Source organism: Kitasatospora sp. NPDC056800 (assembly GCF_042789775.1).
In the GTDB taxonomy this organism is placed as follows: Bacteria; Actinomycetota; Actinomycetes; order Streptomycetales; family Streptomycetaceae; genus Kitasatospora.
On the sequence record NZ_JBHUAL010000021.1, the window covers coordinates 43,724 to 65,715 of the forward strand.

Here is a 21,992-nt window from a genome sequence, read left to right on the forward strand (position 1 = left end):
GGATGCGGTCGTGCCCGCCGCTCCGGGATGGGGCGGCGGGCACGGTCGGGGGGCGAGGGTGGTCAGTCGTTGATGCGGCTGGCGCGGCCGAGCGCGAGGATCTCGCGGAGCAGGCGGGCCGTCTCGGGGGACTGCTTGCCGGCGCGGGTCTGCCCGGCCAGGTACGCGGCCTCGTCGAGGACGAAGACGACCTGGCGCGGCAGCTCGGGGCGCCGAGGGGCAGCGGGCAGCACCCGGCGGCGGCGCAGCTCCATCGCCGCCCGCAAGGCGGTGAGCGTCTCCTCGACGGTGCTCTCGCCGATCGGTCGCCGGCGCACGCGCGGGTCGAGGGATGCCTCGGCGAGGAACAGGTCGATGGAGCTGACCTGGCCGGTGATGAGCGGGGAGTGGGCGGCGGGGGTGTTCACGGGCGGGTCCTTCCGGGCGTGGTGCTGGCGGGCGGGGCGGGCGGGTGGTCAGACGCGGATGCTGCCGACGAGGTGGCCCAGGCCGGTGAGGAACTGGTTGATGGTCGGGCCCAGGCCGGTGCTGGCGAGGGTGAAGCCGAACAGCACGAGGGCCAGGGCGGGCCAGAAGCCGACGGCGCGGCCCCGGTAGAGGACGACGGTGATGACGCCGAAGAGGGCGGCGAGGGAGACGGTGACGGCCACGGTGGCTCCTGGCGGGTCTCGTAGGCGGGCGGACAGGCGGGCCGGATCTGGTGTTTGCTGGCCGGGCCTGGTGGTACGTCAGGTTCGGGCTGCGCCCCGCGCCGGTTGGTGCGGGGTTTGGAGACGAGGGGGCGCTATGGCGCACGTGCACTACAGCTGTTGGAACTGCGGTGCGGACAACCGTGTGCACGGTGAGGGCTGCGACTGCTGCGATGTCGTGGAGATCCCGGAGTCGTGGTCCTGCTGGGACTGCGACGCGGAGAACTTCTCCTTCGACTGACCGCCGCTGCGTCCCGCCGTGGCGCGTGGTCAGCCGCGCAGGCCCCGCAGGGCGTTGCGGACGCCGCCGAGGCTGACCTTGCGGCCGCCGTCGGCGTTGACGGCGGCGAGGACCTCGAGGTCGTCCAGGTCCTCGCCTTCGGTGTGCTCCAGGACGGCCAGGACGCGGTCGGTGAGGTTGAGGCGGGAGGCGGTCCGCGGCTCGGAGGCGGAGGCGGGGATCATGGGGGCCGGCGCGCTGCGCGCGCCCTGGCCTCCGCCCCGGCCCCGGCCGCCCGCTCCGTTTTCGGGTTCCTCGAACTTCTCCGGGCACGCGGCCTGGTAGGCCTCGATGCCGTCCAGCTTCCCGGCGTAGGCCTCGCCCGCGTCCTGCCAGGACTCCTTCTCCAGCACGGCGTGCGGGCCGTCGCCGTACAGGGCGAGCATCTCGGGGTCCAGGCCCTCGGTCGGCACCTCGGAGCCGACCTTGAAGAACCGCATGCGGGCGGTGGGGTGCAGGCCGGAGAGGTGGTAGCCGCTGCCCTGGGTGCCGGGCCGGTCCTCGTCCGCCTCGGTGTCGTCGAACTGCGACACGAGCTCGACGGCGCCGGCGTACTTGGGGATCTGGGCAAGCTTCTGCCCGGCCGGGAGCAGGCCGTCGGAGACGAGCTGGCGCATGAGGTTGCTGGTCCAGCGCAGCAGGATCACCTCGCCCTCCTTGAGCATGGAGCGCAGGGTGTCGGATCCGCCGAGCTCCTCGAGGTGGCCGGCCTGGGCGAACAGCGCGATGCCCATGCCCAGGCTTCGGCCGGTGCGGCCGATGTCCTTGATGTAGAAGGTCGCCTCGTCCCTGTAGGGGGCGCCCTTCTCCAGCAGGCGGTTGGCCTCGTCCAGGATGATGTACATCAGCGGGTCCGGGCGGTCCATCAGGAACTTGGAGCGGCCGGCGGCGGCGTACCTGATCTCGCGGGCCTTCATGATGTTCCAGAAGGTCCGCAGCTGGGCGATGGCGCCTTCCTGGGTGTAGACGCACCAGTCGCAGTTGCCGCGGGCCTCGGGGGCGGACTGGCCGCCCTTGAGGTCGGAGTAGAACACGCCGACCCCGGAGCGCTTCATCCCGGCGAGGATGATCTGCCCGCCGGTGGACTTCCCGGCGCCGGTGGTCCCGAAGAGCAGCATGCGCTGCGCCGACCCGGACTTCGGGTCGTACAGGCGCACCTTGGTGCGGCGTCCGTTGTGGTGCAGGCCGACCCAGATCCGGCCGGTGGAGTCCATGGTCAGGTGTTCGGGGCCGGGCAGGATCACGTCGGTGAGGGGGTCTTCGGGGTAGATGGTGACCAGGCCCTCGCTGCCCTGGGTCTCGACGGCAAGGCGGGCGGGGTCCTTGATGTTCATCGCGTCGGCCAAGCGGGCCATGTCGTAGCCGATGACGTCGCCGGGCGGCGCCTTGACGGTCAGTTCGTAGATGAGGCCCACGTCAGCGCAGTTCCTTCGTGTCGGTGTCGATGATGCGCACGCCGGTGATGACCGTGCCGGGCATGCCCTTGGGGGCGATGTTCTTCACCCAGTGCGTGTAAGGGTCCGTGGCCTGGTCGGCGGTGCCGACGGTCAGGCGCCGCACCCCGGCGCCGCGGCCGGCGACCTTCGCGACGGTGATCTCCGCCTCGTCCCAGTCCAGGAGGGCCGACAGGGCGGTGATGGAGATCGTGGGCACCGGCGCGCCCGGGTGGGCGGCGCGGATCAGCCCGGCCATCGCCTTCTCCCCGGTGCGCTCGACGTCGGTGAGCACGGTGCCGGGGGCGACGCCGCCCTCGACGGCGACCCGCTGCGCCCACCACAGGGACATCGGGTGGGTGGAGCCGGCCGGGGCAAGGGTGGCGGCCTGCTGGTCCCGGGTCTGCTGGACGGCCTCGGGGGTGAGGGACCGCTCGCGGCCGGCCAGGACGCGGGCCGTGCGGGCCGGGCGGGCCTTCCAGGTGGCGGCCGCCCACGTGGCGTCGAGCGCGAGCTCCCACCAGTGCAGGCCGTGGACCAGGCGCTCAGTGACGAGCAGTGCGGCCGCGCTGACGGGGGCCACGAGGTAGAGGGCGGTGGCGGCGTCGCGGACGCGGCCCTTGGGCAGGGTCGCGGACCACAGCAGGCCCCAGGCGGTGGCGGTGCCGGCGCCGCCGAGGGTGACCGTGAGGGGGAGGACGTCGGTGGTGAGGGCGCCGGCGGCCAGTCCGGCCGTGCCGGCGAGGGTGGCGGCGCGCCCGACGTGGCCGCGGGCGACGGCGATGCGCCCGCGCAGCGGGCCGAGGGACAACAACGGGGGGCTCCTTCGCGGGCGCCGCCGAGGTGGGCGGCGCTTCGGTGGAAGGGGGCGGCCGGTCCGTCCCGTCACCTGGGGCGGCACCGGCCGCCCCGGGGCGGGGTCAGCGGTTGCTGTAGAACTCGCGGACGGCCATCTGGCCCTCCTTGTTGGCGGCGGCCTCGTCGACCGGGCCGTAGTCGGCCTCGTGGGCGTCGGCGGTGGCCTGGAACGCGGTGGACAGGTCCTTGGTGGCCTCCGCCATGGCCTCGGCCTCGGCGAGGACGGAGAGCATGACCGTCGCGGCGTCGCGGTGCTCAGCGACGGTGTCGGGGTCGACGTCCAGGGAGGCGGCCTGGTCGGCGAGTCGCTGCACCGACTCGGCGCAGTCCTGGACGTACTCGTAGGTGCCGGTGACCTGTTCGGACAGGCCGGCCAGGCGCACGGCCGCGATGGCGAGCTGGCTGACGACCACGGCGTACTGGACGGCGTCGTGGATCAGCCCGCCGGCGGCGGCCAGTGCCCGGCCGGCGGAGGCCATGAGGCCGCCGCCGGCCGGGTCCGCCGGGCCGGGCCGCTCGGCGGGCAGGTCGGCGGGGGCGTCGTGGACGGTGGCCGGGGTACTGCTGGTGACCGGCACGAGGTCGCTGTCGCTGTCGGACATGAACGGCTCTCCTTCTACTTGCCGTGGTACTCGCGCTCGGCGGGGGCGGTGTGGCCCATGTCGCGCACGGTGTCGGCGAACGCCTTGTCACGGCGGGCGGCGTTGGCCCCGGCCTGGGCGATGGCCTCGGAGGCGGCCGGGATGGTCTCGGCGACGGCCTCCGCCTTCGCCTTGACCGTCTCGGCCTTCTCGATCAGGGCGGCGACCATGCCCTCCAGGACGCCGGGGACCTTCAGGTCGGTGACCTTCGCGTGCAGGGCCTCCAGGCGGCCGAGGAGCTTCTCGCAGCCCTCGGCCGCCAGGCGGGCCTCGTCGGCGCCGGCCAGGATCTCCTCCGCCATGTCGGCGTCGGCCTCGATGACGTCGTAGATCGTCAGGTCCGCGTCGGCGTACTGGGTGCCGTGCGCCGCTCTGGGCACGGGGATGGTCACGGGTCGTCCTCCGGGAGCGGGCGGGGCAGGGGGCATCGGGATCGGGCGGGTGGTGCCGGGCCGGGCGTGCGGGGGGTTGTAGGGGGCCCGGGGAAGCGCGGCCTGGCCCCGGCCGATCGCGGGAGCGTCCGCGTCGGGATCGGGCCGGTCCGCCCGGCGCACCGTGGTACCCGGGCTGTGGACCCACCCCGGCGGCGGCCCGAAAGTTTCACCGGGCTGGGTCCGACTGCAGTCAACGCACCTGCACACCCACGAATAGTGCTGCGTTCCCGGCCGGGGTCCCAGCGGGTCCGCGCCCTCGTCGAACCCGTCGTCCCCGAACGGCGAACCCGGCCAGATGTACTTCTTGTAGTGCCTCCACCAGCTGTCCCACCGCCACCTGCGGTACGCCTCACGCCACTCGGCGTCGTCCTGCCGGCCCTTCCGGGCGCGGCTGGCGCCGGCCCGCTCGGCCCGCGCCCGTGCCCGCCGCGCCCGGTGCTCCTGCTTCTCGTCGTGCTTCCTGCGCTTCCTGTCCGCGGGGCTGCCGGGGGCGGTGGTGCCGGGGGCGGTGGTGCCGGGCTTGCGCACGCGCCAGGGCCTGGAGCCGGTGGCGCCGCCGGGGGTGAACAGCCTCTTGGCGCGGCGGCCGGTGGTCGGACCGTCGCCGGGGGAGGCGGCGTTCCCCGCGTGGTCACCGGAGGTGGTGCCGGCGTTGTCGCCGGCCTTGGCCGATGCGGGCCGAACGGCGAGTTCGGTGCCCGGGGTGCCCGGCTTCGTCGCCCCGGTCTCCGTGGTGACGCCGGGGTCCGTCGGGTCCTTGGGCTTCCTGCCGTTGAGGATCCGGTCGACCGCCCGCTTGCGGAGCGCGCCGCGGATGGTGGCCGGGGTGGCGCCGTCGCCGCCGTGGGCGCCGGTGGGCTTCCAGGTGCCGGTGGTGATCCGGTCGGCGGCCCGGCGGCGGGCCGCTCCGCGGATCGTGTCCGCTCCGGCCGGCTGCCGCCCCGGCCGGTCCATCCGGTCGGCCTTGTCCTTCCAGTCGGTCTTGTTCCTCCGGTCGGCGGGGTCCTTCGGGCCGGGGCCCTGCCGCTTGTCCGCCGGACCGTTCAGGATCCGTCCGGCGGCACGCTGGCGGGCCGCTCCACGGATCGTGTCCGGCCCGGCCGGCTGCCGACCGAGGCGGTCCCGGCTGGTGTCCGACGGGCCGTTTCCACCGCCGTTTCCACCGCCGTTCCCGCGGCCTTTCCGGTCATCGGAATTGCCCTCCGGACCGCGCTTTCGCCCGGAGTCCTCCAGGGCCCTCCTGCGGGCCTCCCGGACCCTCTCGGGCCCGGTGGTGCCCGCCGGACCCGGACGGCCGTCCTGCCCCGCCCCACGGCCCGTCTCGGACCTCCGCTGCGACGCGCCACCAGGCCCAGACTGCCCGGTGGAACGAAACGTCGAAGGCGTTCCGCCATTCATCCTCGCCGAATTCGGGGATGAATTCGAACCGGAATTCCGCGAGCCCCGGCCGAATTCCGGACCGGCCTGCCCGCGCCCCGGCTGCTGCGCCGCGAGGGCGGCGGAGCGGGCCCTTTCGAGTTGGGTGTTCGCTTTTCCGGTGGTCGCGCCCTGCTGGTCCCGGACGGCTTTGTGGTGCTCGGCTCGGGCCTTCAGGTATTCGACCGTGTGATAGGCGCCGCGCAGGGCCGCGACCGTGATCCCGGCCATCATCACGGTGGACATCGAGGCGACCCCGGCGAGCGATCCGGAACCGGCGGCCGGGGCGGCCTCCATTCCGCTGGCCGCGGTTTCCGTTTCCCCGCCGAGGACGGGGGCCTCGGGAATGGAAAGGGACGCCGGCGGGGCGAATTCGGTGGTCAGCGGGGCCAGGGTCGGCATGCCGTCGCCGGGGCCGTCCTCGCCCACGACCCCCGGCAGGGTCAGGCCGGGGAAGCCGAGCACGGTCCCCGTGGTGTCGTCGGCCATCCGGCCGCCTCCGATCGTTCGTCACTGTCCGTCACCGAATCGGGGCCTCTCGCGTGCGCGCACCGTGCGCGCACTTGGGGGCCCCGGATGACGGCATCGCAGCGGTTTCGGTGAGCGCGAAGAGTCACGCCGCCGACCGGCCCGTCAGGAGCCGGCCCGGGCCTGCGTCCACGCGGTGAGCATCCGCACCAGGTCCATCCACGCCGCCTCGTCCCGGCCGGCCATCGTGCGGGCCAGGTCCCACAACGCCTGCGCGCGGTCGGAATTCGTCGCGGTCGCCGCGATGCGCTGGTTCCAGTGGGCGGCCTGCCCCGGTGTGAACGCCACGAATTCACGCCTCCTTCAAGAAATCCAGGAACGTCGCGGCGGACTTTTCCTGGACCTTTTCCACGCCGGTTTCACTCTGACCTTCGGAGAATCCGGAAGCGATTCCATGGAGGCCCGCCGCCGTGTCCACGGCCTGCATTCCACGACCCTTCTTCGCTTCGGCCTTTCGGGCCTTCCTGAGCGCCTTCGCCGCCGCGCGCTGCTCGCGCTTGACCGGGAGCTCCTTGTAGAAGCGGGTGTATTCCGCGTCGATGTCTCCGGCGTCGTTCAGGGCCTCCCGGAGGTGCTTTTCCAGGGCCGCCATCGGCCGGGTCGCCCGGAACGCCCTGACCTTGGGTTCCAGGGGCTTGTCGCCGTCGATCCGGATGTTTTCCAGGGCCGCGCGGTACTCGCTCAGCAGGCCCTGGACCTCGTTGGCGATCTGCCGCAACCGCTCGCGCTGCTGGGCGGCGTACAGGGCGGTGCCCTGCGGCTTGAGCAGGTGCTCCGACGTCCATCCGTTCTTGTGGTACTGGGACACGTGTCCTCCAGGTGATGAGCTGTCGACCCGGACTCCGGCCGGATGGCCGGGTCGCTACGGTGGTGCTCGGCGCCGGGGCCGGACGCCTTCGCCCGCCCCCGGAACACCCCTGGTCAGAGGGTGTGCCGGGGGCCGGCCGAGAGGCCCGGATCTCGGTGGACGGGACGGCCGGTCAGCGGCGGCGGCGCAGTCAGGGGTGGCACCACCAGCAGTCGGGGCCGTGGTCGTGTTCGGTGCGGGCGTGGATCAGGAACAGCGGGGTGGCCACGACGATCACGGCCATCAGGGGGAGGGTCGCGATGGCCAGGACGAGGCTGATCAGGTGCATCGGGGGCTCCTTGTGCTCGGTACGGTGGTGGTCGGCGCCGCTGGCGCCTCGGTGCCTCGGCACCTTCGCGGGCCACCAGGGCGTTAGCCGCGCCCTGGTGGCCGTCGGAGAGGCCGGGATCTGGTGGTGCTGAGGGATGGTCAGGCCGCGAGGGCATCGCCGTCGTGGCCGGCCTGCTGGGTGCGGCGCGCGGTGACGATCTCCCGGGCGCGGTCGCGGCGGTCCTGGCGGGTGCCGCCGGTGATGCCGAATGCCCGCTCGATGTAGCGGAGCGTCACGACCTCTTCGCCGAACTTCTCGATCATGTCGGCGATGGCCAGGGCCTGGCGTTCGGCCGGGCTACGGCTGGCGTTCTCGTGGGCTACGGCCGCGGCCTCCAGGGCTACGGCCATCTCCTGCTCCAGCCGGGCGGACGCCGCCCGGGCGGCGTCCGCGCGCTGCTTCTCCTCGGCCTCGCGGCGCTCGGCTTCGGCCCGGGTCACAGCCGCCTTCGCGCGGGTTACGGCTGTCTCCTTCTCGGCTACGACCTTCTCCTTCTCGGCCACGGCCTTCTTACGGGCGGCCTCGGCGGCGGCCTCGGCGGCCTCCTCGCGCTGCCGGTTCAGCCGGGAGAGCTCGGCGTCGCTGGCGGCTGCGGACTTGGCCATCTCGGCCTGGACCGCCTCCGCCTTCCGGGTCGCCTCCAGCTTCGCCAGGCGCTCCTCCTCGGCCGCCTGACGCTCCAGCTTCTCCCGCTCGATCCGGGCCTTGAGCTGGGCCTCCTCCGCACCGCGGCGGATCTCGGCGGCGTCGGCCTCGGCCTGCGCGGTGGCCTTCAGGGCAGCGGCCTCGGCTTCGGCGGCGGCCTGCGCCGCCTCCGCGTCGGCCTGCGCGGTGGCGACCCGCAGGGCCAGCTCGTGCTTCCGTACCACCGCGTCGGCGGCCGTACGGGCCTCCTCTGCGGCGGCCTTCCGCTCGGCCTCGGCGAGCAGGCGCCTGGCATCGGCGGCGGACTTCGCGGCGGCGATCTCCGCCTCCCGCTCAACGGCGCGGAGGGCTTCCGTAGCCTGCTCCTCCTGCATCCGTAGGGCCAGTGCCCGGGTCCGTACCTCCGCCTCGTGGCTCCGTACCGCGTCCTGCTCGGCCCGCTGCGACGGGACGCTCAACGCGTCCTCGACCGTGATGCCGTACGGCGCGAGCGTGAGGGGCAGCATCTCCTCCCGTGAGGCCGCCCTCCTCCACCTCTTGCCGTGACGCTGGGTGAGCAACTCGCGGTAGACGATCCGCTCCTGATTCAGGCGCAGCGCGGTCTCGTAGGAGCGGATCTCCCACAGCTTCATCTGCCGGGCGATGCGGGCGGTGGAGATGGGGGAGAGGAGCCAGCGGGAGGGGCGGACGCCTTCCATGCGCTGGCGGCCGCGCAGGCGGCCGATGTGGCCGGCATACAGGTGGGCGGCGATCTCGCTGAAGACGACCCAGAGGGCGGCGAGGCCGGCGTGTCCGGCAGCGGCGGTGCCGGAGGTGCCGGCTTGCCAGTTCAGCCAGATGGTCAGCCCGGTCAGGGCGCGCGGCACCCACTTGACCCAGGCGGCCTCCCGTTCCCAGCGGACGAGCAGCAGGTTGACGATGCTGAACGCGAGGATCGCCAGGTCGACCGCGACCGGCAGCATCCACGGCTCCTCCCAGCCCCAGCCGCCGTCCTTCGCCGGCAGCGCGGCCTTGGCCTCGACCGCCTGGTAGGAGGCGACCAGGCCGATGGTGGACACCCCGACCGCCAACGCGGCCCCGATGCCGGCCAGCCACTTCTCCCACCGCGCCAGCACGATCTGCTGCTCCACCGGTGCCGGCGCTTCCTGCTGTTCGCGGGCCACGTACACGCTGTCCGTCACCTGCTCGCCTCCTTCGTCGTCGTGGTGTCGCCGGTGGCGGCCGGGATCGCCCGGCAGTCGGCGGCGTGCTCGTTGGCCCGTCGGCGCATGTCGTCGCGGTCCCGGATGGTGTGGCCGTCGCTGTCGGCGCCGCAGGCCAGGCACTGCCAGGCGTGGCGGCGTCCCTCGGCCAGCGTGTAGTCGTAGGGGTCGGCGCCGTACGTCCCGGGCTCCGCGGTCACCACGGCCAGGCCACCGCCGGCGGTCCGGAACCGGAGCACCGTGCACTCCGGCTCGGCGGCGGGAGCGGCAGCCGCCGCCCGGCCGCGGACCTGGGCCAGCTCCAGGCGCAGCTGCCTGATGGCCTCCGCGTCCTGGTCGAACCGGCGCAGCGCGGTGCCCGAGGTCCGGAGGTTGCGCTGGCGGAGGGCCGTGTTCCGTGCGGTCAGCTCGGCCACCCGGTCCTCCACGCTGTCGTGCAGGTCCTGTGCGGGCTTCAGGCCCAGGTCCTGGCGCAGCAGGCTGTTCTCCTCGGCGAGCTTCTGCTGGATCCCGGCGGCGGCCGCCAGCAGCACGGCGGTCTCGGCGAGCTGTGCCGCCAGGTCGTCGGCCTCGGCGGAGCGGGCGCGCAGCCGTTGGAGTTCGCTGCTCTTGGTGATGGTCAGCACCAGGGCTGTCCTCTCTTCCAGGGGTGGGGTGTCAGGCCCGTCGGGCGGAGGTGCGGCCGGCGGTCAGGCGCGGGTGGTCGCGGTGCGGACGACGGCGAGGGCGAGCTCGACCGCCTCGGCCCAGTCCCCCAGGTCGGCGGGCCCGCCGGTGGCCCGCGCCGCCAGGTGGCGGCTGGTCAGGTCGGCGAGGGCGGCCTCGGCGATGCGGTGCGCCTCGTCGGGGTGGACGAAGTCGGCCTCCAGCTCCGCGATCAGCACCCGGATTCCGGTGCTGATCCGCCGCGCCAGGGACCCGAGCTGCGGGTCGGAGGCGCGCCTCAGGAGGGTGGTGGTGACGCGCAGCCGGGTCTGCTCGGCCAGCTCCTCGACCTGGGCGAGCAGGCCGGCGCGGCCGTGGGCCAGGTCGATCTGCTCGCGCAGGTCGACGACCCGGGCGGCCGGGGCCCGCCGGATCCCGTGCCAGGCCCGGGCGTACTCGCGCTCGGCCGTGATCGCGGCCGCCTCGCGGGCCTTGCGAGCGGCGCGCCGGGCCAGGCGCTGGGCCGGGTCGTCCAGCTGGCGGCCGAGCTCCGCCAGCGGCTCCAGCGGGTCGGGGGTGTCGGGGGAGAAGGTCAGGCCGAAGTACGCGGCCATCTCGTCGAGCTCGCTCATTGGGTGTCCTCCTGTAGAAGGGGAGAGGGGGCGGGCGGTGCGTCAGGCACCGGCGAACACCGCCACCCCGCGGCCGGTGATGTGCGGGCGCGGGGCGGCGGCGAACGGCAGCAGTACCCCGGCGGCGGTCAGTTGACGCTGAGGTAGCCGCTGGTGACGCGGCGGCTGACGTCGAGGTGCCGGGTGCCGGTGAGCGTGGCGTGGCCGGAGGTCAGGCCGACGGAGAGGCGGCCGCGGCTGGCCGGCGTCGCGGCGATGTGGGCGTGGCCGGAGGTCAGGGTGAGGCGGGCGTCGTCGCCGTCGTAGGCGTGCACGCCGAGGTGGCCGGAGGTCAGGACCGCGGTCAGTTTCCGGGTGACCCGGGCGACCGTCGCGCGGCCGGAGGTGAGGTCGACCGTCAGGTCGCCGACCTCGTCGGCGCTGAGGGTGCCGGAGCCGGAGTAGTCGAGGGCTTCCAGCGGGCCCGTCGCCTGGGTGGTGGCCGTGCGGGTGGTCAGTCGCACCCAGGAGGTCGGCGGCAGGGTGACGGTGGTCTCGATCTCGGCGGGGGTGCCGCCGTTGACGGCCTGGGTGACGTCGACGCCGTTGATGATGACCCGGCCGCTGATGCCGCCGTAGAAGTTGAAGCCGTCCATGCCGCCGACGCGGCCTCCGCTGATGTTGATGTCGCCGCCGGAGATGATCGTGCCGCCGGTGGAGGACGACAGGCCGGGGACCTCCGGAACGGTCACCGTGATCCGCTGGCCGACCTGCTCGATCCCGGTGTTGCGGACCGCCTCGGCGACCGGGCCCGACTCGGCGGCGGTGCTGACGGTGATGCCGGCCTGCGTGGCGGCGCGGTCGACCCGGATGGTGATCCGGCCGCTGTGCTGGGTCAGGTCGAGGCCGGCGGGGCCGGCGGGCGCGGTGTGGGTACGGGTGGTGGTCATGCGAGTTCCCCTTCTCTTCAGGTCTGCGAACCGGTGCGTCGGGCACCGACGAACACCGCCGCCCCGCACCCGGCAGGTCCGGGACGGGGCGGCGGCGAACGACAACCAACCGACGTGGTCAGGCCAGGGCGGCGAGGCGCTGGAGCGCGGCGACGGTCTCCGGGTGGGCGGCCTCGCACAACGCGTGGCGCTGCTCCAGGAGCGCGCCGCCGACGGCCGGCTGCTCCAGGACCGGGTCGGCCCAGCGCGCGAGGTCTCGCGCGTCGAGCTCGTCCATGTACGCGGCCAGCTCGGCCTGGTCGTCCTCCTCGTAGTCGCGGTGCATCTGCTCCAGCCCGGCCTGCCAGGCGTCGTACTCCTCGGTCGTCATCACGAGCGGGTCCTCTCTGGTGAGCGCCGCCGGGAGTGCCCGGCGGCGCAGGGTTCGGGGCTACTTCGCGGTCGGCTGCTCGGGCGCCGGCTGCGTCGGCCGGGCCGGGGCGGCCTGGTCCGGCCGGCGGTGGACGGTGCGGGCCGTGGCCTGCGCCGAGAGGCGCAGCATCAGGTCGGTGTCGTAGGTGGAGCTGGGGACGCGCGCGGTCATCGGCCGGACCCGCTCTGCTTGGAGGTGATCGGCGGGTTCTCGGGGGCGGGCGTGCTGCCCTGGCCGTTGCTGCCGCCGTACGAGCGGGAATCGGCGAGGTGGGTGATCGTCACTTCTTTCCTCCGGGGGTCGCGGCCTTCAGGGCTTCGGCGGCGGCGCGTGCGGCGGCCTTGGCGGCAGCGGCGGCGGCCTTTGCGGCGAGCAGCTTGAGCAGGGCGTCGGAGGCCATGGCGCTACCCGGCGATGGGGAGGGTGCGGAGGGCCGCGACGGCGGCGGAGACGGTGGTCGGGAGCGGCCGGGGGGTCGGGATCGCGGTGACCGGCGGGGTGTCGGCGAGGTCGTCCAGGTCGATGACGGCCTGGCGGATCGCGTGGGCGGCGGCGGTCGAGCGCTGGCGGACCCGGCGGACCTTGGTGTGCAGCAGGATGAGCAGGCCGTCGAGGCCGCGGGCGTGGTCGGGGTAGAGGCCGGCGGCGACGTCGGTCCAGACGGCGGCGGCGAGGTCTTCGTCGAGGTCGGTGGCGGCCGGGTTGATGTCGGCGAGGTGCTCGGCGGCGGCCACGAGCAGGCGGCTGGAGTAGCGGCCGTACAGCTCGTCGTAGTCGGTGGTGCCGGCGGTCTCCGGGGTGTCGACGGAGAGTGCCATCATGGTGTTCACGGTCGTTGTCCTCTCGTCTATTGCTGGTGGGTGGGGCGGCCGGCGATGGCCTCGGGGTTGCGCCCCCGGGGTCGTCTTGCTGCTCTGTGCCGCGTGTACGAGCAGCCACGGCCGCCGCCGACCCCTGATCTGCGGGGTCGGCGGCGGCCGTGGTCGTTCGTGCTGTTGACGGGTCAGGCGCGGTCGTTGCGGATGCTGTCCAGGTAGAGGGCCTCGAAGAGGATGCTTTCGGCGGTCGGCCGCACGTGCCGGGACTCGCAGTCGCTGGCCCAGGCCTGGTGGGTGAAGCAGGTCTCGCGGTCGTCGGCGTGCATCCCCGCGTCCTCCTTGTCGTTGTCCCGGGCGAGCGCCGCGGCGAGCTTCTTGGTGATCTTCTTGGCCATGGGAATCCCCTTCGGCTGGGTGGGCTGGCTGCCGTACGGACAGCCACGGCGCCGCCCACCCCGACCTTCGGGGTGGGCGGCGCCGTGGTCGTTCGTGCCGCTGGCGGATAGCCGGATGGTCAGGACTCGTAGAACCAGGCGAAGGGGACGGGGACGTCGGCGCCGGCCTCGTCGATGACCTCGACGCCCCACGCCCTGCCGCGGCTGACGGACCACATCACGGCCGGGCCGATCCGGTCGAGCTGCTCCTGAGTGAACCGCCGCTCGGACAGACGGTCCTCGGGGCCGTAGCAGTAGGTGTAGCGGAGCAGGAACGACGGCTCGGGCTCCGCGGCGGCAGAGGTCTCGGTGCGCGAGTCCGGGGTGGTACCGGTGAGGGTCTCGATCGTGGTGGTCATGTCTGCCTCCAGGGCAAGACGAGGCGGCGAGGGCGAGGGCGAGGCGACGGCCGCCGTCCACCCCGGCGGGTCGGGGTCGGCGGTCGTGACGGTTCGTGCTGCTGGTGGCGGGTCAGGCCGAGCGGCGTCCGGGCCGGTTCTCCTCCGGCTCGGGGGCGGCGCCGAGGTACTGCCCGATGAGGTATCCGGGGACGACGGCCGCGCACTCGTGCCACGACGGCTGGTCGCGTGCCGACGGGACGCGGGCCACGCCGTGCTCCGCGCCGTCGCGGGTACGGGCCAGGTAGGCGACCAGGTGGGTGCGCATCAGGCCGCGGTGTGCAGCGCGCTCATGTACGTGAGGGCCCACCGGCTCCGGGGACGGGGGAGGGGGCCGTGGTCCGTGGTGGCGGCGAGCTCGGCGACGTCGACCGAGTCGGCGGCGGTGGCCAGCCGGCCCGCGAGGATCAGCTGCGGTCGGTGCTGGAGGCGGCCGACGAGGAGGTCGGCGGTGCGGTCCAGGAGGTCCAGGATCTCGGTGAACGACAGGCTGCGGACCGCCGTGAACGCGGCGGCGTGCAGCCACAGCTCACCGCACAGGTCACCGCACAGGTCGTCGGCCGTGTCCACCGTGGTGTCGTCCAGGCCGGCCTCGTCCAGCAGCTCGACGACCAGGTCGCGCAGGCCGGTCGAGTACCAGGTGTAGGCCTCGGCGAGCATCGCGGCGGCCTGGGGGGTGAGGGTGTCGGTCATCGGTCTCCTCGGGATCGGTCACGCGGGGCGGGCGGGGATGCGGTGCGGGGCAGAGCGACGGCCGCCGCCCACCCCGCAGATCGCGGGTGGGCGGCGGCCGTGTTGGTTCGTGCTGGTGGGTCAGGCGGCGAGGCGGCCCTTCCGCGCCCGGTGCTTCCGGGGCGGCTCGGTGGCCACGCCATCGGGCAGGGGCAGCGCGACGATCGGACCGCGCGCGCCCTCCAGCGGCTTGGCCCGCCCGGCGTCGGCGTCCTCGACCAGTCGCCGCACGTTCTCCCACTCCCGCTTGCGGCGCTGGGGGAAGTCGGCAGCCGACTCACGGTCGAGGCGCTCACGCTCACCGCGCCGGACGGCCGCGGCCTGACGGCGGTAGGGCTCGTACTCCAGCAGGGAGAGGTAGCGGCGGGCCAGGCGTTCCCCGTCGGGGCAGTGCTCGACACGGCGCCGGTCGTCGTTCCTCTTCTCCTTGCTGCTGGTGCAGGCCGCCGCCTCGCACCTGGCGCGGTGCGCCTCCAGGGCCCGGCGGGCGGTGTCCGCGGTGGGCTTCGCGAGGTCGAGCTGGTGGAGCGCCGGCGGCCTTGGCGCCGTGACCTTCTTCAACACGGTGGTCGGGCGGCGGGTCTCCGCCCGCAGCGCGTCCTGCTGCTGGCGCCGCCGCCGGGCCAGCCACCGCTCGGGGGTGAGGTCCACCTGCACCTGCCGGTTGCTGCCGGGGCAGCGCTCTCCGTTGCCGAGTCCGTGTTGGATCACCCTGATGTCGGTCTTGCCGACGAGGCGGTGCCAGCTGCTGCACTTCCGGCAGACGATGGAGATCTGCAGGCCGGGCAGCATGTCGATGTCGGCCGGGTTGAGCTGGCTGAGCTGGAGGGGCTCGCGGCCGTAGGTGCGGCGGGAGCGGGTACGGGTCGACATCGGGATCCTCCAGGGGGTAGAGGGGAGAGGGGAGAGGTTGCTGCTCTCTCCGCCCGTCAGGGCCGGCCCGATGTCGGGTGGCCCTGGCGGACAGGCAGTGCAGCAGCACTGCTCAAAGATCGTTCTGGTGTTGCTATGAGGTGCGGTCGTCTGACGCTTGGGGGAGCTAGAGCATCGACCCCTCGACCTCGCCACCGCCCTAGGGCGGGTGACGCCGCTGTTTTGAGTGTTGGAGCCTCGTTGGGAAGGTCGCAGGTCAGAGATGTGCCATAGCAGGCAGTATCCCTACCCCACAACCTCTCTACCGAGGTTCCGACGTGACGAACGTAGCACCCCGCGTGGGGGTTGTTCAATACCTCTCTACCGAGGTTAGGATGTGTCCATGAGTATCGACCCCACCGACCCCAGACCGCCGTCACAGCAGATCGCCGACGACCTGCGGGCGGCCATCAAGGCCGGCCGGATCGCCGCAGGCGAGAGGCTGCCGTCCGAGAGCGAACTGGTCGAGCAGTACAGGACCGCACCTCAGACGGCACGCAAGGCCATCGCCGTGCTGAAAAGCGAAGGCTTGGTCGAGGGGCGGCGCGGCCGCGGGGTCTTCGTCGTCCAGCGCCCCCCGATGATCCGAGTGGGGTCGGACCGCTACGCCCGCCACCTCCGGACTGCTGGCAAGGCCCCGTTCCAGGCTGAGGTCGAGCTCATGGGCCTGCAGTGGCGCCAGGAGGTCCTCGAGCTGGCCGACGTGCCGGCACCGGCATGGGTCGCCGAGTGGTTCGGCATCCCCGTGGACGCGCTGGTCTTCGTTCGACGCCGTCGCACGTGGATCGAGCAGACCCCCACTCAGCTCGCCGACAGCTACTACGAGCTGGAAACCGTGGCTGGCACGCGCATCCGCGAGGAAAACACCGGGCCGGGCGGCGGCTACGCCCGCCTCGAGGAGCGCGGATTCCACCTCACCCGGTTCCGCGAGGAGCTGGAGACCCAAATGCCCACCCCGGCAGAGGTCTCCGCTCTACGGCTGCGCCCTGGGGTTCCGGTGGTACACCTGCGCCGAGTCGCCTTCGCCGGGGACCGGCCGATCGAGGTCTTCCAGTCCATCATGGCCGGCGACCGCCACACGTTCGCCTACGAGTTCGACGCACCCGAGTAGGAGTACGCATCATGACACGCCTGGAGATCACCCACGCCACGGCCCCGACGCCGGGCGGAATCAACGAGGACGCCGTCGTCACGGGCCCGGGCTTCGCGGTCGTGCTCGACGGAGCGACCGCAACCGGGGCGCCCACCGGCTGCATCCATTCCGTGGCCTGGTACGTGCGTCAGCTGGCGGCGCGCCTCTCTTCCGCTCTCCTGACGAACGACGGGGAGTTGCGCGAGATCCTGAGGGAGGCGATCCGCGAGCTGGTGGCCGACCACGGCCAGACGTGCGACATGTCCAACCCCGACAGCCCGTCGTCGACTGTCGCCATGGTCCGGGCGCGGGGCGACGTCTTGGAGGTGCTCTCCCTGGCCGACTCGCCGGTCGCTGTCCAACGAAGGGACGGCAGCGTCCAGGTCGTGGTCGACGACCGAACCTCCCACCTCTCGTCGTACACCCGAGACGCCGTCCGCGGGTTCCGCAACAACGACAACGGTGGGTTCTGGGTCGCCAGCACGAAGCCGGAAGCAGCGGACCGGGCGGTGCTCGCGTCGGTCCCCGTCGCGGAGGTCAGCACCGTTGCCGTGTTGTCCGACGGCGCCAGCCGGCTCCCTGAACGATATGGCTGGCTCTGGGAGCGATTCATGGCCGACTTGGCGTCTAACGGACCGACGCACATCATCGACGCAACCCGCGCCGCTGAGTCGACGACGGAAGCTGGCACGTTCCGAGGCAAAACCCACGACGACGCCACGGCCGTGCTCTGCACCATCCGACCCTGACAGCCAAGCCGAAGAGCCCCGGAGGAACACCATGCGGTTGCAGATCGAGAATCAGTTCACCACCCAGGCCGGGAACGAGGTCCTCGTCCTGACCGACTGCTGGATGGAGGCCTACACCTGGCACTGCCGGGGCTGCAACCGCCGGTCGGACGCCACCACGCAGGAACGACTCGACGACCGGCTGATCTCCCAGCAGGCGAAGGAACACGCCGACCAGTGCACCGTGACCAACGAGAGCAGCGCTGCGTGACCGGTCTGTCTGGGCGTCAGAGGTCTGGCGCGTCAGATCGACACGGTGCACTCACGGCTACTCTGCGCGTTGTCCACAGGGGTAGGCTGTCATCGTCAGTGATCCAAAATGAGCTTTGCCGCCCGGACCCGAGGGTCCGGACGGCGTTCAAGTGGCTCGGCGCCCCCTGCCAGGGGCCCGTCCCGGTCAACCACGTAAGGGGTGGTGACGTGATGAAGGGTACCCGTGTCGGGCCCCCCATGAACGCGCGGCACCCCGCCGTGGAGTCGACCGGGATGTTCCGGGTCTCGCTCCGGCGGGGTGCCGTCTCTGTATGTGTGGCCGGCCACGGCGGCCCCCTGAGGTGGGGGTGTTCCGTGACCTAGCCCTCGTCTGCGGTGCCTGACCGTTCCACGGGTCTAGCTCCGCTGGCCGCTCCCCCGGGGTTTCCACCCCGGATCAACGCGGCCGTCCTGCTGTACCTGCTCTCGGGCTTCCACACCGTTGAGCGGGCTTGCTGGAGATCGGACTCCAACCGATTCCCCAGCGGCACTACCGGTTCGCCAGAACCAAGCACCACCACCGGTCATCCAAGACCGGTCGCAGTACGCACTACGCCGGCCCCTCCCAGGGCCTTCGCAGTTCCGCAGTCGGGGCCCTTGCCGGGGCCTCGGCTGCACCGCACCACCACCGAGACCGACCCGCACGAGACGAACCCGAGCGAGACAGAGAGGAGGCAGTTCGGCACCCCCCGGAGGGGGTCTTACCAACACCCGCAGGGGGTGCTTCTCGCGAGCACCCCCGAGGGGGCGCCGTTGCGTCCCCATGTAGCAGCAGGGAGCGTTGTCATTTTGCAGCAGGTCAGCGGGCCTTTCCAGTCCCACCGTGTCCCCGTCGCGGCGGATGGTGTCCCCGGTTTGAGCTCGGACTATGCCGGGGGGACGGGGGGAGAGTTCTCCTCCCCCCGTCCTGCCTTGGGATTCGTCGGGGGACCGGTTGGCGGACCGATTGGCGAACCGGGCGCCCACAGCCCCGGGACTGTGGCGGACATCACACGTTCGGGTGAGTGCGTCGGGGGCGCCGTTGACGGCCTCCCGGGTGTAGATCCGGCCGCCCCGCTCGTTCCCAGCCAGCGGGCGGCTGCGTTGGCCGAGTCGGTACCCTCGCCCTCGCCCTCACCCTCCACGTCGGGGCCCGCTTCCGGGTACGGGGCGCCGCGTCCTCGCCGGACGCCCTTTGGGCCAGTGGCCGGCGGGCCGCGTCCGGTGCTGACGCCGTTGGCGTTGACGGCGGTGATGCGGTCACGGCTGCGCGGCGCGGTACGGGCGCTGCTCGCCGAGCCCGGGCTGGCCAGCGCTCCGGATCCGGTGCGGCTGGCGGCCGTGGTGCTGCTGTCCCGTACACCGGAGGAGACCGGCTCGGTGCTGATCCGCAAGGGCGAGCTGGGCCGGTGGCTGGGGCTGTCCGCGGGCCGGATGAAGGCGGTGGTGCGCCAGGTGCGCGACACGGGAGCGGTGTCGGTGGAGACGTTCTCGGACGACTACCGGGTCGACCAGGCGCTGGAGTGCCGGCTGGACGCGGTGTCGGCGGCCCGCGGGGTGACGGGGCACCCGTTGAACCTGACGAAGAAGGAACTCGCGGTGCTGCACGGCCTGGTGGAGGCGCTGTTCGCGCCGGGCTGGGCGCACCGGGACGGTACGGTGACCGAGGGCGGGCCGCTGGCCGGGCGGACGGGCCGGGGTGCGGCGACGGACCGGCTCGCGGCGCTGCTGCTGGTGCTGGAGGCGAACGAGCGCGGGCAGGTGCGCCTGTGCGGGGGTGTGGTGGACACCGAGGCCGGTCGGCCAGCGGTGACGCTGGCGCGGATGCTGGGCTGTACTCCGGCCGGGGCGGCGGAGGTGCTCACGCGGCTGGCGGAGGCCGGGTTGGTGGAGCGGCCGCGGCGTGGCGTGAGCGGGCTGTTGTCGCGGTCGCGGATCGTGCTGCCCGCGGTGGCGGCCGCGCACCGGGCGACGCCGACGGCGGTGTCGGCGGATCAGGGCGCTTCCGCCCGCCGGGAGGCCGTCCGCAAGGCCCCTGCCGGCTTCGTCGGCGACCTCGGCGCTACGACCCCCCTGGGTGGGGCTCCCGTGGCGGAGAAGAATCCGCAGGTCAGCGAGGCGGACGTGACCGGCGGAGCCGAGGTTTCAGACCTCGGCGTTACGACCCCCCTTCACACCTCTCACCCTTCAGTGGTTGAGGTAAGTGGTGATCTTGAGGTGGATCGTGGCTTTTCCGGCGGAGCCGCCGTCGTGGCTAAGCAACGTCGGCCGGAGCGCGCGGATGCGCGCGAGGACCACATCGGCACTGCCCTGGTCGCACAGGTCGACGGCTGGCCGGCCGTCGGCGGTAGTGCGGGTGGCCCGCTGCGCGGGGACAAGCCCAACCCCAGCCCGATCGACCAGCACGACCAGAAGCAGCAGGTCCACGCTGGGCCGGGGCGCCACCGACCGGTGCCGCAGCCGCCGCAGGACCTGGCCCAAGCCCTCGCCCCGGTGGCGTGCCTGTGGGAGCGCTTGGATCGTCCCTGGTCACGGCGCCGGATCGTGGCCGCCGTACGGGCCGAGCTCGCCCGGATCGGGAAGTGGACCGGGAACGCCGGCGCCGCGGCTGAGCTGGCCGACCGGCTGCAGCACCGCCTGCGCCACCAGGGCGGCAGCGCGCTGGTCACCGACCCGGTCGGCTGGCTGCTCGCCAAGGGCCTGCCCCAGCGCGCCGAGTGCGCCCACCCCGCCTGCGACGACGGACTCCGCCTGGACACCCGTACCGACTGCATGACCTGCGGGCAGCAGCTCACCGACCGCCGCTCGAACCGCCGAGCCCTGGTCCGCGAGGCCGTCGCCCAGCTCCCGGCCGGCGCCACCGGCGACCAGCGCCGCGCCGTGGTCGACCAGCACCTGCACCGGCACGCGATGCTGCGCGCCGAACAGCAGGTGTTCGACCGTCAGCGTGCCGCGCAACGGCGGGCCGAGGCCGACGCACGCCGGGCCGTACGGCAGGCGCAGGCCGAGACGGCCGAGGCCGCTCGCCGGGCGGCGCCGTGCGAGGACTGCGGCACCGAGGACGCGGCCGGCCTGTGCGCCGGGTGCTGGAGCGTGCGGGCCACCCGCACCGCCGTCCGCGAGTGCGTGGACCTGGCGCTCGCCGGATCCGCGGACCTTGCCGACCACCAGGACGTCAACGCCGTTGCCCGTCAGGTCCACAACGAGCTCCGCGAGGAGATGCGCCGGCCCCGCCCGGCCGGCGCCGATCCGGCCGGCCTGCGGGCGTCCAACCTGCTCACCGCCCAGAACGCCGTCGCCGAGTACCGCGCCAGCGCCCTCTCGCTGCTGGCCTGTTCCCCGCTCGCCGACGCCGAAGCCGAACTCGCCCATGCCGCCGCGATGCGCTCCGCCCACCGCCACTCCACCCGCGCCGCTGCCCGGGACGCCGCCGACCAGGCAGCCCGCCAGGCCCGCACCACAACCGCCCGGCACCTGCTCCTCCAGCGCCTGGGCACCGTCCGGGCGCTGCGCGAGCGCGCCGACCGCATCCGCACGCGGGAGGTGGTGAACGCCTGATGACGCAGCCCCAGACCGGAGCCGACCACGCCCGCGCCCACGGCACCGCCCCCGCCCGGCGTACCGTTCGCCCGGTCCGGCCCGCCGCGGCCGTACACCGGGGTCCACGCGAACCCGCACCCCTCGCGGAGGCGTTCCTCGCCCTGGTCGCCGCGCACGGCTGGACCCTGGGCACCGCCGGCGGAGGCCTGCGCGACCACTGGCCCTCGATCGTCGGCCCCGACGCGGCCGCCCACTGGCACCTCGCCGGCTACGACCCGACCACCCGCTGTCTGCGCATCACCGCCGACTCCCCCACCCCGCTCGACACCGTCACCGCCGAAGCCGGCTGACCCCCGCGCGTGCGGGGAGGACGGCGGGCCGGTCACACTGGCGAAGCAGACCAACGGCTGACCCCCGCGCCTGCGGGGAGGACGGCGTCCAGGATGAAGAGGTCGTGCGAGCGGACGGCTGACCCCCGCGCCTGTGGGGAGGACATGTAGATCTCCAGGAACGCGGCCTGCAGCTGCGGCTGACCCCCGCGCCTGCGGGAAGGACCTCTTCGACGTTTTCACCGCTCTCCTGACGGTCGGCTGACCCCCGCGCTCGCGGGGAAAACCAGCGACGCCGAACTCAACGCCCCGACCACCGCGGCTGACCCCCGCGCTCGCGGGGAGGACGCGACGACGACCACTTCTCCTGGCTCGTGGCCCGGCTGACCCCCGCGCCTGCGGGGAGGACCTCGCGGACCGCGCGGACGAGAAGTTCTCCTGCGGCTGACCCCCGCGCCTGCGGGGAGGACACCTGTTCATGCAGACGACCTGGTCCGGACTCCGGCTGACCCCCGCGCCTGCGGGGAGGACGGCAGCACGTCCCGGATGCTGCGAAGCACCGACGGCTGACCCCCGCACTCGCGGGGAGGACCGGCTCGACCCACACCATCGGCCCAGCTCGCCCGGCTGACCCCCGCGCTCGCGGGCAGGACCCTTCACAACCTGCACCGTTCTGACGGCTTTGCCACTTCTTGACCAGCCTGCCGAGGAGTACGAGCCGGGCCGGCCTGTTGAGGTGTCAAGGAGCAGCGCCCA

26 protein-coding genes and 1 CRISPR repeat array are annotated in these 21,992 nt (G+C 73.4%); of the genes, 5 read left to right on the forward strand and 21 right to left on the reverse strand.

The window, feature by feature from the left end:
• Positions 1 to 62: 62 nt before the first annotated feature.
• Together ACFRQN_RS07520 and ACFRQN_RS07525 are read right to left on the reverse strand one after the other, a co-directional pair.
• On the reverse strand, positions 63 to 407 hold the full coding sequence (locus ACFRQN_RS07520) for a hypothetical protein (RefSeq protein WP_380738968.1): 345 nt from the start codon (positions 405 to 407) through the stop codon (positions 63 to 65).
• Positions 408 to 455: 48 nt separating this feature from the next.
• A complete protein-coding gene (locus ACFRQN_RS07525; protein ID WP_380738971.1) occupies positions 456 to 650 on the reverse strand; it encodes a hypothetical protein in 195 nt (64 codons plus the stop codon).
• Positions 651 to 786: 136 nt separating this feature from the next.
• On the opposite strand from ACFRQN_RS07525, the gene ACFRQN_RS07530 reads away from it, so the two are divergent.
• Positions 787 to 930: a hypothetical protein gene (locus tag ACFRQN_RS07530; protein WP_380738973.1), complete on the forward strand. Its 144-nt coding sequence runs from the start codon at positions 787 to 789 to the stop codon at positions 928 to 930.
• Between the two features lie 29 nt (positions 931 to 959).
• Here ACFRQN_RS07530 and ACFRQN_RS07535 read toward each other — a convergent pair whose 3' ends face one another.
• From ACFRQN_RS07535 to ACFRQN_RS07625, 19 genes are all read right to left on the reverse strand, one after another.
• Positions 960 to 2,384: a transfer protein gene (locus ACFRQN_RS07535; protein WP_380738975.1), complete on the reverse strand. Its 1,425-nt coding sequence runs from the start codon at positions 2,382 to 2,384 to the stop codon at positions 960 to 962.
• A gap of 1 nt (position 2,385) precedes the next feature.
• Positions 2,386 to 3,213: a hypothetical protein gene (locus ACFRQN_RS07540; RefSeq protein ID WP_380738977.1), complete on the reverse strand. Its 828-nt coding sequence runs from the start codon at positions 3,211 to 3,213 to the stop codon at positions 2,386 to 2,388.
• Between the two features lie 109 nt (positions 3,214 to 3,322).
• Complete coding sequence (locus ACFRQN_RS07545; protein ID WP_380738979.1) at positions 3,323 to 3,862, reverse strand: hypothetical protein; 540 nt, start codon at positions 3,860 to 3,862, stop codon at positions 3,323 to 3,325.
• A 14-nt stretch (positions 3,863 to 3,876) separates the two neighbouring features.
• The gene (locus tag ACFRQN_RS07550) at positions 3,877 to 6,240 is read right to left on the reverse strand and encodes a hypothetical protein (RefSeq protein ID WP_380738981.1); all 2,364 of its coding nucleotides are present in this window, start codon (positions 6,238 to 6,240) and stop codon (positions 3,877 to 3,879) included.
• 144 nt (positions 6,241 to 6,384) lie between these two features.
• Positions 6,385 to 6,567 (reverse strand): hypothetical protein, encoded by a 183-nt coding sequence (locus tag ACFRQN_RS07555; protein WP_380738983.1) that lies wholly within the window; start codon positions 6,565 to 6,567, stop codon positions 6,385 to 6,387.
• Positions 6,568 to 6,571: 4 nt separating this feature from the next.
• Positions 6,572 to 7,087, reverse strand: a complete 516-nt coding sequence (locus ACFRQN_RS07560; protein ID WP_380738985.1) for a hypothetical protein — start codon at positions 7,085 to 7,087, stop codon at positions 6,572 to 6,574.
• A gap of 190 nt (positions 7,088 to 7,277) precedes the next feature.
• Positions 7,278 to 7,415, reverse strand: coding sequence for a hypothetical protein (locus tag ACFRQN_RS07565; protein ID WP_380738987.1), 138 nt, complete (start codon positions 7,413 to 7,415; stop codon positions 7,278 to 7,280).
• A gap of 140 nt (positions 7,416 to 7,555) precedes the next feature.
• Entirely contained in the window at positions 7,556 to 9,283 is a 1,728-nt protein-coding gene (locus ACFRQN_RS07570) for a DUF2637 domain-containing protein (RefSeq protein WP_380738989.1), read from the reverse strand.
• The gene (locus ACFRQN_RS07575; RefSeq protein ID WP_380738991.1) at positions 9,280 to 9,930 is read right to left on the reverse strand and encodes a hypothetical protein; all 651 of its coding nucleotides are present in this window, start codon (positions 9,928 to 9,930) and stop codon (positions 9,280 to 9,282) included. The genes ACFRQN_RS07570 and ACFRQN_RS07575 overlap by 4 nt, the downstream gene beginning before the upstream one ends.
• 63 nt (positions 9,931 to 9,993) lie before the next feature.
• On the reverse strand, positions 9,994 to 10,581 hold the full coding sequence (locus tag ACFRQN_RS07580) for a hypothetical protein (RefSeq protein ID WP_380738993.1): 588 nt from the start codon (positions 10,579 to 10,581) through the stop codon (positions 9,994 to 9,996).
• Between the two features lie 128 nt (positions 10,582 to 10,709).
• On the reverse strand, positions 10,710 to 11,510 hold the full coding sequence (locus tag ACFRQN_RS07585; protein ID WP_380738995.1) for a hypothetical protein: 801 nt from the start codon (positions 11,508 to 11,510) through the stop codon (positions 10,710 to 10,712).
• A 118-nt stretch (positions 11,511 to 11,628) separates the two neighbouring features.
• Positions 11,629 to 11,880, reverse strand: a complete 252-nt coding sequence (locus ACFRQN_RS07590; RefSeq protein ID WP_380738997.1) for a hypothetical protein — start codon at positions 11,878 to 11,880, stop codon at positions 11,629 to 11,631.
• Between the two features lie 60 nt (positions 11,881 to 11,940).
• Positions 11,941 to 12,093, reverse strand: coding sequence for a hypothetical protein (locus ACFRQN_RS07595; protein WP_380738999.1), 153 nt, complete (start codon positions 12,091 to 12,093; stop codon positions 11,941 to 11,943).
• 233 nt (positions 12,094 to 12,326) lie between these two features.
• Positions 12,327 to 12,752 carry a hypothetical protein gene (locus ACFRQN_RS07600; protein WP_380739001.1) on the reverse strand — a complete coding sequence of 142 codons (426 nt, stop codon included), beginning with the start codon at positions 12,750 to 12,752 and terminating at the stop codon, positions 12,327 to 12,329.
• A gap of 173 nt (positions 12,753 to 12,925) precedes the next feature.
• Positions 12,926 to 13,135, reverse strand: coding sequence for a hypothetical protein (locus ACFRQN_RS07605; protein WP_380739003.1), 210 nt, complete (start codon positions 13,133 to 13,135; stop codon positions 12,926 to 12,928).
• A 119-nt stretch (positions 13,136 to 13,254) separates the two neighbouring features.
• Complete coding sequence (locus ACFRQN_RS07610) at positions 13,255 to 13,533, reverse strand: hypothetical protein (protein ID WP_380739005.1); 279 nt, start codon at positions 13,531 to 13,533, stop codon at positions 13,255 to 13,257.
• Positions 13,534 to 13,645: 112 nt separating this feature from the next.
• Positions 13,646 to 13,840, reverse strand: coding sequence for a hypothetical protein (locus ACFRQN_RS07615; protein ID WP_074006168.1), 195 nt, complete (start codon positions 13,838 to 13,840; stop codon positions 13,646 to 13,648).
• Positions 13,840 to 14,265, reverse strand: coding sequence for a hypothetical protein (locus ACFRQN_RS07620; RefSeq protein ID WP_380739007.1), 426 nt, complete (start codon positions 14,263 to 14,265; stop codon positions 13,840 to 13,842). Before ACFRQN_RS07620 ends, ACFRQN_RS07615 begins: the two co-directional genes overlap by 1 nt.
• A 120-nt stretch (positions 14,266 to 14,385) precedes the next feature.
• Positions 14,386 to 15,177, reverse strand: a complete 792-nt coding sequence (locus tag ACFRQN_RS07625) for a hypothetical protein (protein WP_380739009.1) — start codon at positions 15,175 to 15,177, stop codon at positions 14,386 to 14,388.
• 382 nt (positions 15,178 to 15,559) lie between these two features.
• On the opposite strand from ACFRQN_RS07625, the gene ACFRQN_RS07630 reads away from it, so the two are divergent.
• The 4 genes from ACFRQN_RS07630 to ACFRQN_RS07645 all read left to right on the forward strand — a co-directional run bounded on the left by ACFRQN_RS07630 (position 15,560) and on the right by ACFRQN_RS07645 (position 20,925).
• Complete coding sequence (locus tag ACFRQN_RS07630) at positions 15,560 to 16,327, forward strand: GntR family transcriptional regulator (RefSeq protein ID WP_380739011.1); 768 nt, start codon at positions 15,560 to 15,562, stop codon at positions 16,325 to 16,327.
• 11 nt (positions 16,328 to 16,338) lie between these two features.
• Positions 16,339 to 17,097, forward strand: a complete 759-nt coding sequence (locus ACFRQN_RS07635; protein WP_380739013.1) for a protein phosphatase 2C domain-containing protein — start codon at positions 16,339 to 16,341, stop codon at positions 17,095 to 17,097.
• 37 nt (positions 17,098 to 17,134) lie between these two features.
• Entirely contained in the window at positions 17,135 to 17,347 is a 213-nt protein-coding gene (locus tag ACFRQN_RS07640) for a hypothetical protein (protein ID WP_380739015.1), read from the forward strand.
• Positions 17,348 to 18,591: 1,244 nt separating this feature from the next.
• On the forward strand, positions 18,592 to 20,925 hold the full coding sequence (locus ACFRQN_RS07645; protein ID WP_380739017.1) for a hypothetical protein: 2,334 nt from the start codon (positions 18,592 to 18,594) through the stop codon (positions 20,923 to 20,925).
• Positions 20,926 to 21,250: 325 nt separating this feature from the next.
• A CRISPR array of direct repeats spans positions 21,251 to 21,889; the repeat unit is 16 nt; unit sequence CGGCTGACCCCCGCGC.
• Positions 21,890 to 21,992 lie beyond the last annotated feature (103 nt).

Excerpts from the sequence above, each read along its gene's own strand:
- ACFRQN_RS07530 (WP_380738973.1), top strand. The coding sequence starts at position 787 with ATGGCGCACGTGCACTACAGCTGTTGGAACTGCGGTGCGGACAACCGT.
- ACFRQN_RS07545 (WP_380738979.1), bottom strand. The coding sequence starts at position 3,862 with ATGTCCGACAGCGACAGCGACCTCGTGCCGGTCACCAGCAGTACCCCG.
- ACFRQN_RS07550 (WP_380738981.1), bottom strand. The coding sequence starts at position 6,240 with ATGGCCGACGACACCACGGGGACCGTGCTCGGCTTCCCCGGCCTGACC.
- ACFRQN_RS07565 (WP_380738987.1), bottom strand. The coding sequence starts at position 7,415 with ATGCACCTGATCAGCCTCGTCCTGGCCATCGCGACCCTCCCCCTGATG.
- ACFRQN_RS07580 (WP_380738993.1), bottom strand. The coding sequence starts at position 10,581 with ATGAGCGAGCTCGACGAGATGGCCGCGTACTTCGGCCTGACCTTCTCC.
- ACFRQN_RS07585 (WP_380738995.1), bottom strand. The coding sequence starts at position 11,510 with ATGACCACCACCCGTACCCACACCGCGCCCGCCGGCCCCGCCGGCCTC.
- ACFRQN_RS07590 (WP_380738997.1), bottom strand. The coding sequence starts at position 11,880 with ATGACGACCGAGGAGTACGACGCCTGGCAGGCCGGGCTGGAGCAGATG.
- ACFRQN_RS07595 (WP_380738999.1), bottom strand. The coding sequence starts at position 12,093 with ATGACCGCGCGCGTCCCCAGCTCCACCTACGACACCGACCTGATGCTG.
- ACFRQN_RS07605 (WP_380739003.1), bottom strand. The coding sequence starts at position 13,135 with ATGGCCAAGAAGATCACCAAGAAGCTCGCCGCGGCGCTCGCCCGGGAC.
- ACFRQN_RS07610 (WP_380739005.1), bottom strand. The coding sequence starts at position 13,533 with ATGACCACCACGATCGAGACCCTCACCGGTACCACCCCGGACTCGCGC.
- ACFRQN_RS07615 (WP_074006168.1), bottom strand. The coding sequence starts at position 13,840 with ATGCGCACCCACCTGGTCGCCTACCTGGCCCGTACCCGCGACGGCGCG.
- ACFRQN_RS07620 (WP_380739007.1), bottom strand. The coding sequence starts at position 14,265 with ATGACCGACACCCTCACCCCCCAGGCCGCCGCGATGCTCGCCGAGGCC.
- ACFRQN_RS07625 (WP_380739009.1), bottom strand. The coding sequence starts at position 15,177 with ATGTCGACCCGTACCCGCTCCCGCCGCACCTACGGCCGCGAGCCCCTC.
- ACFRQN_RS07630 (WP_380739011.1), top strand. The coding sequence starts at position 15,560 with ATGAGTATCGACCCCACCGACCCCAGACCGCCGTCACAGCAGATCGCC.
- ACFRQN_RS07635 (WP_380739013.1), top strand. The coding sequence starts at position 16,339 with ATGACACGCCTGGAGATCACCCACGCCACGGCCCCGACGCCGGGCGGA.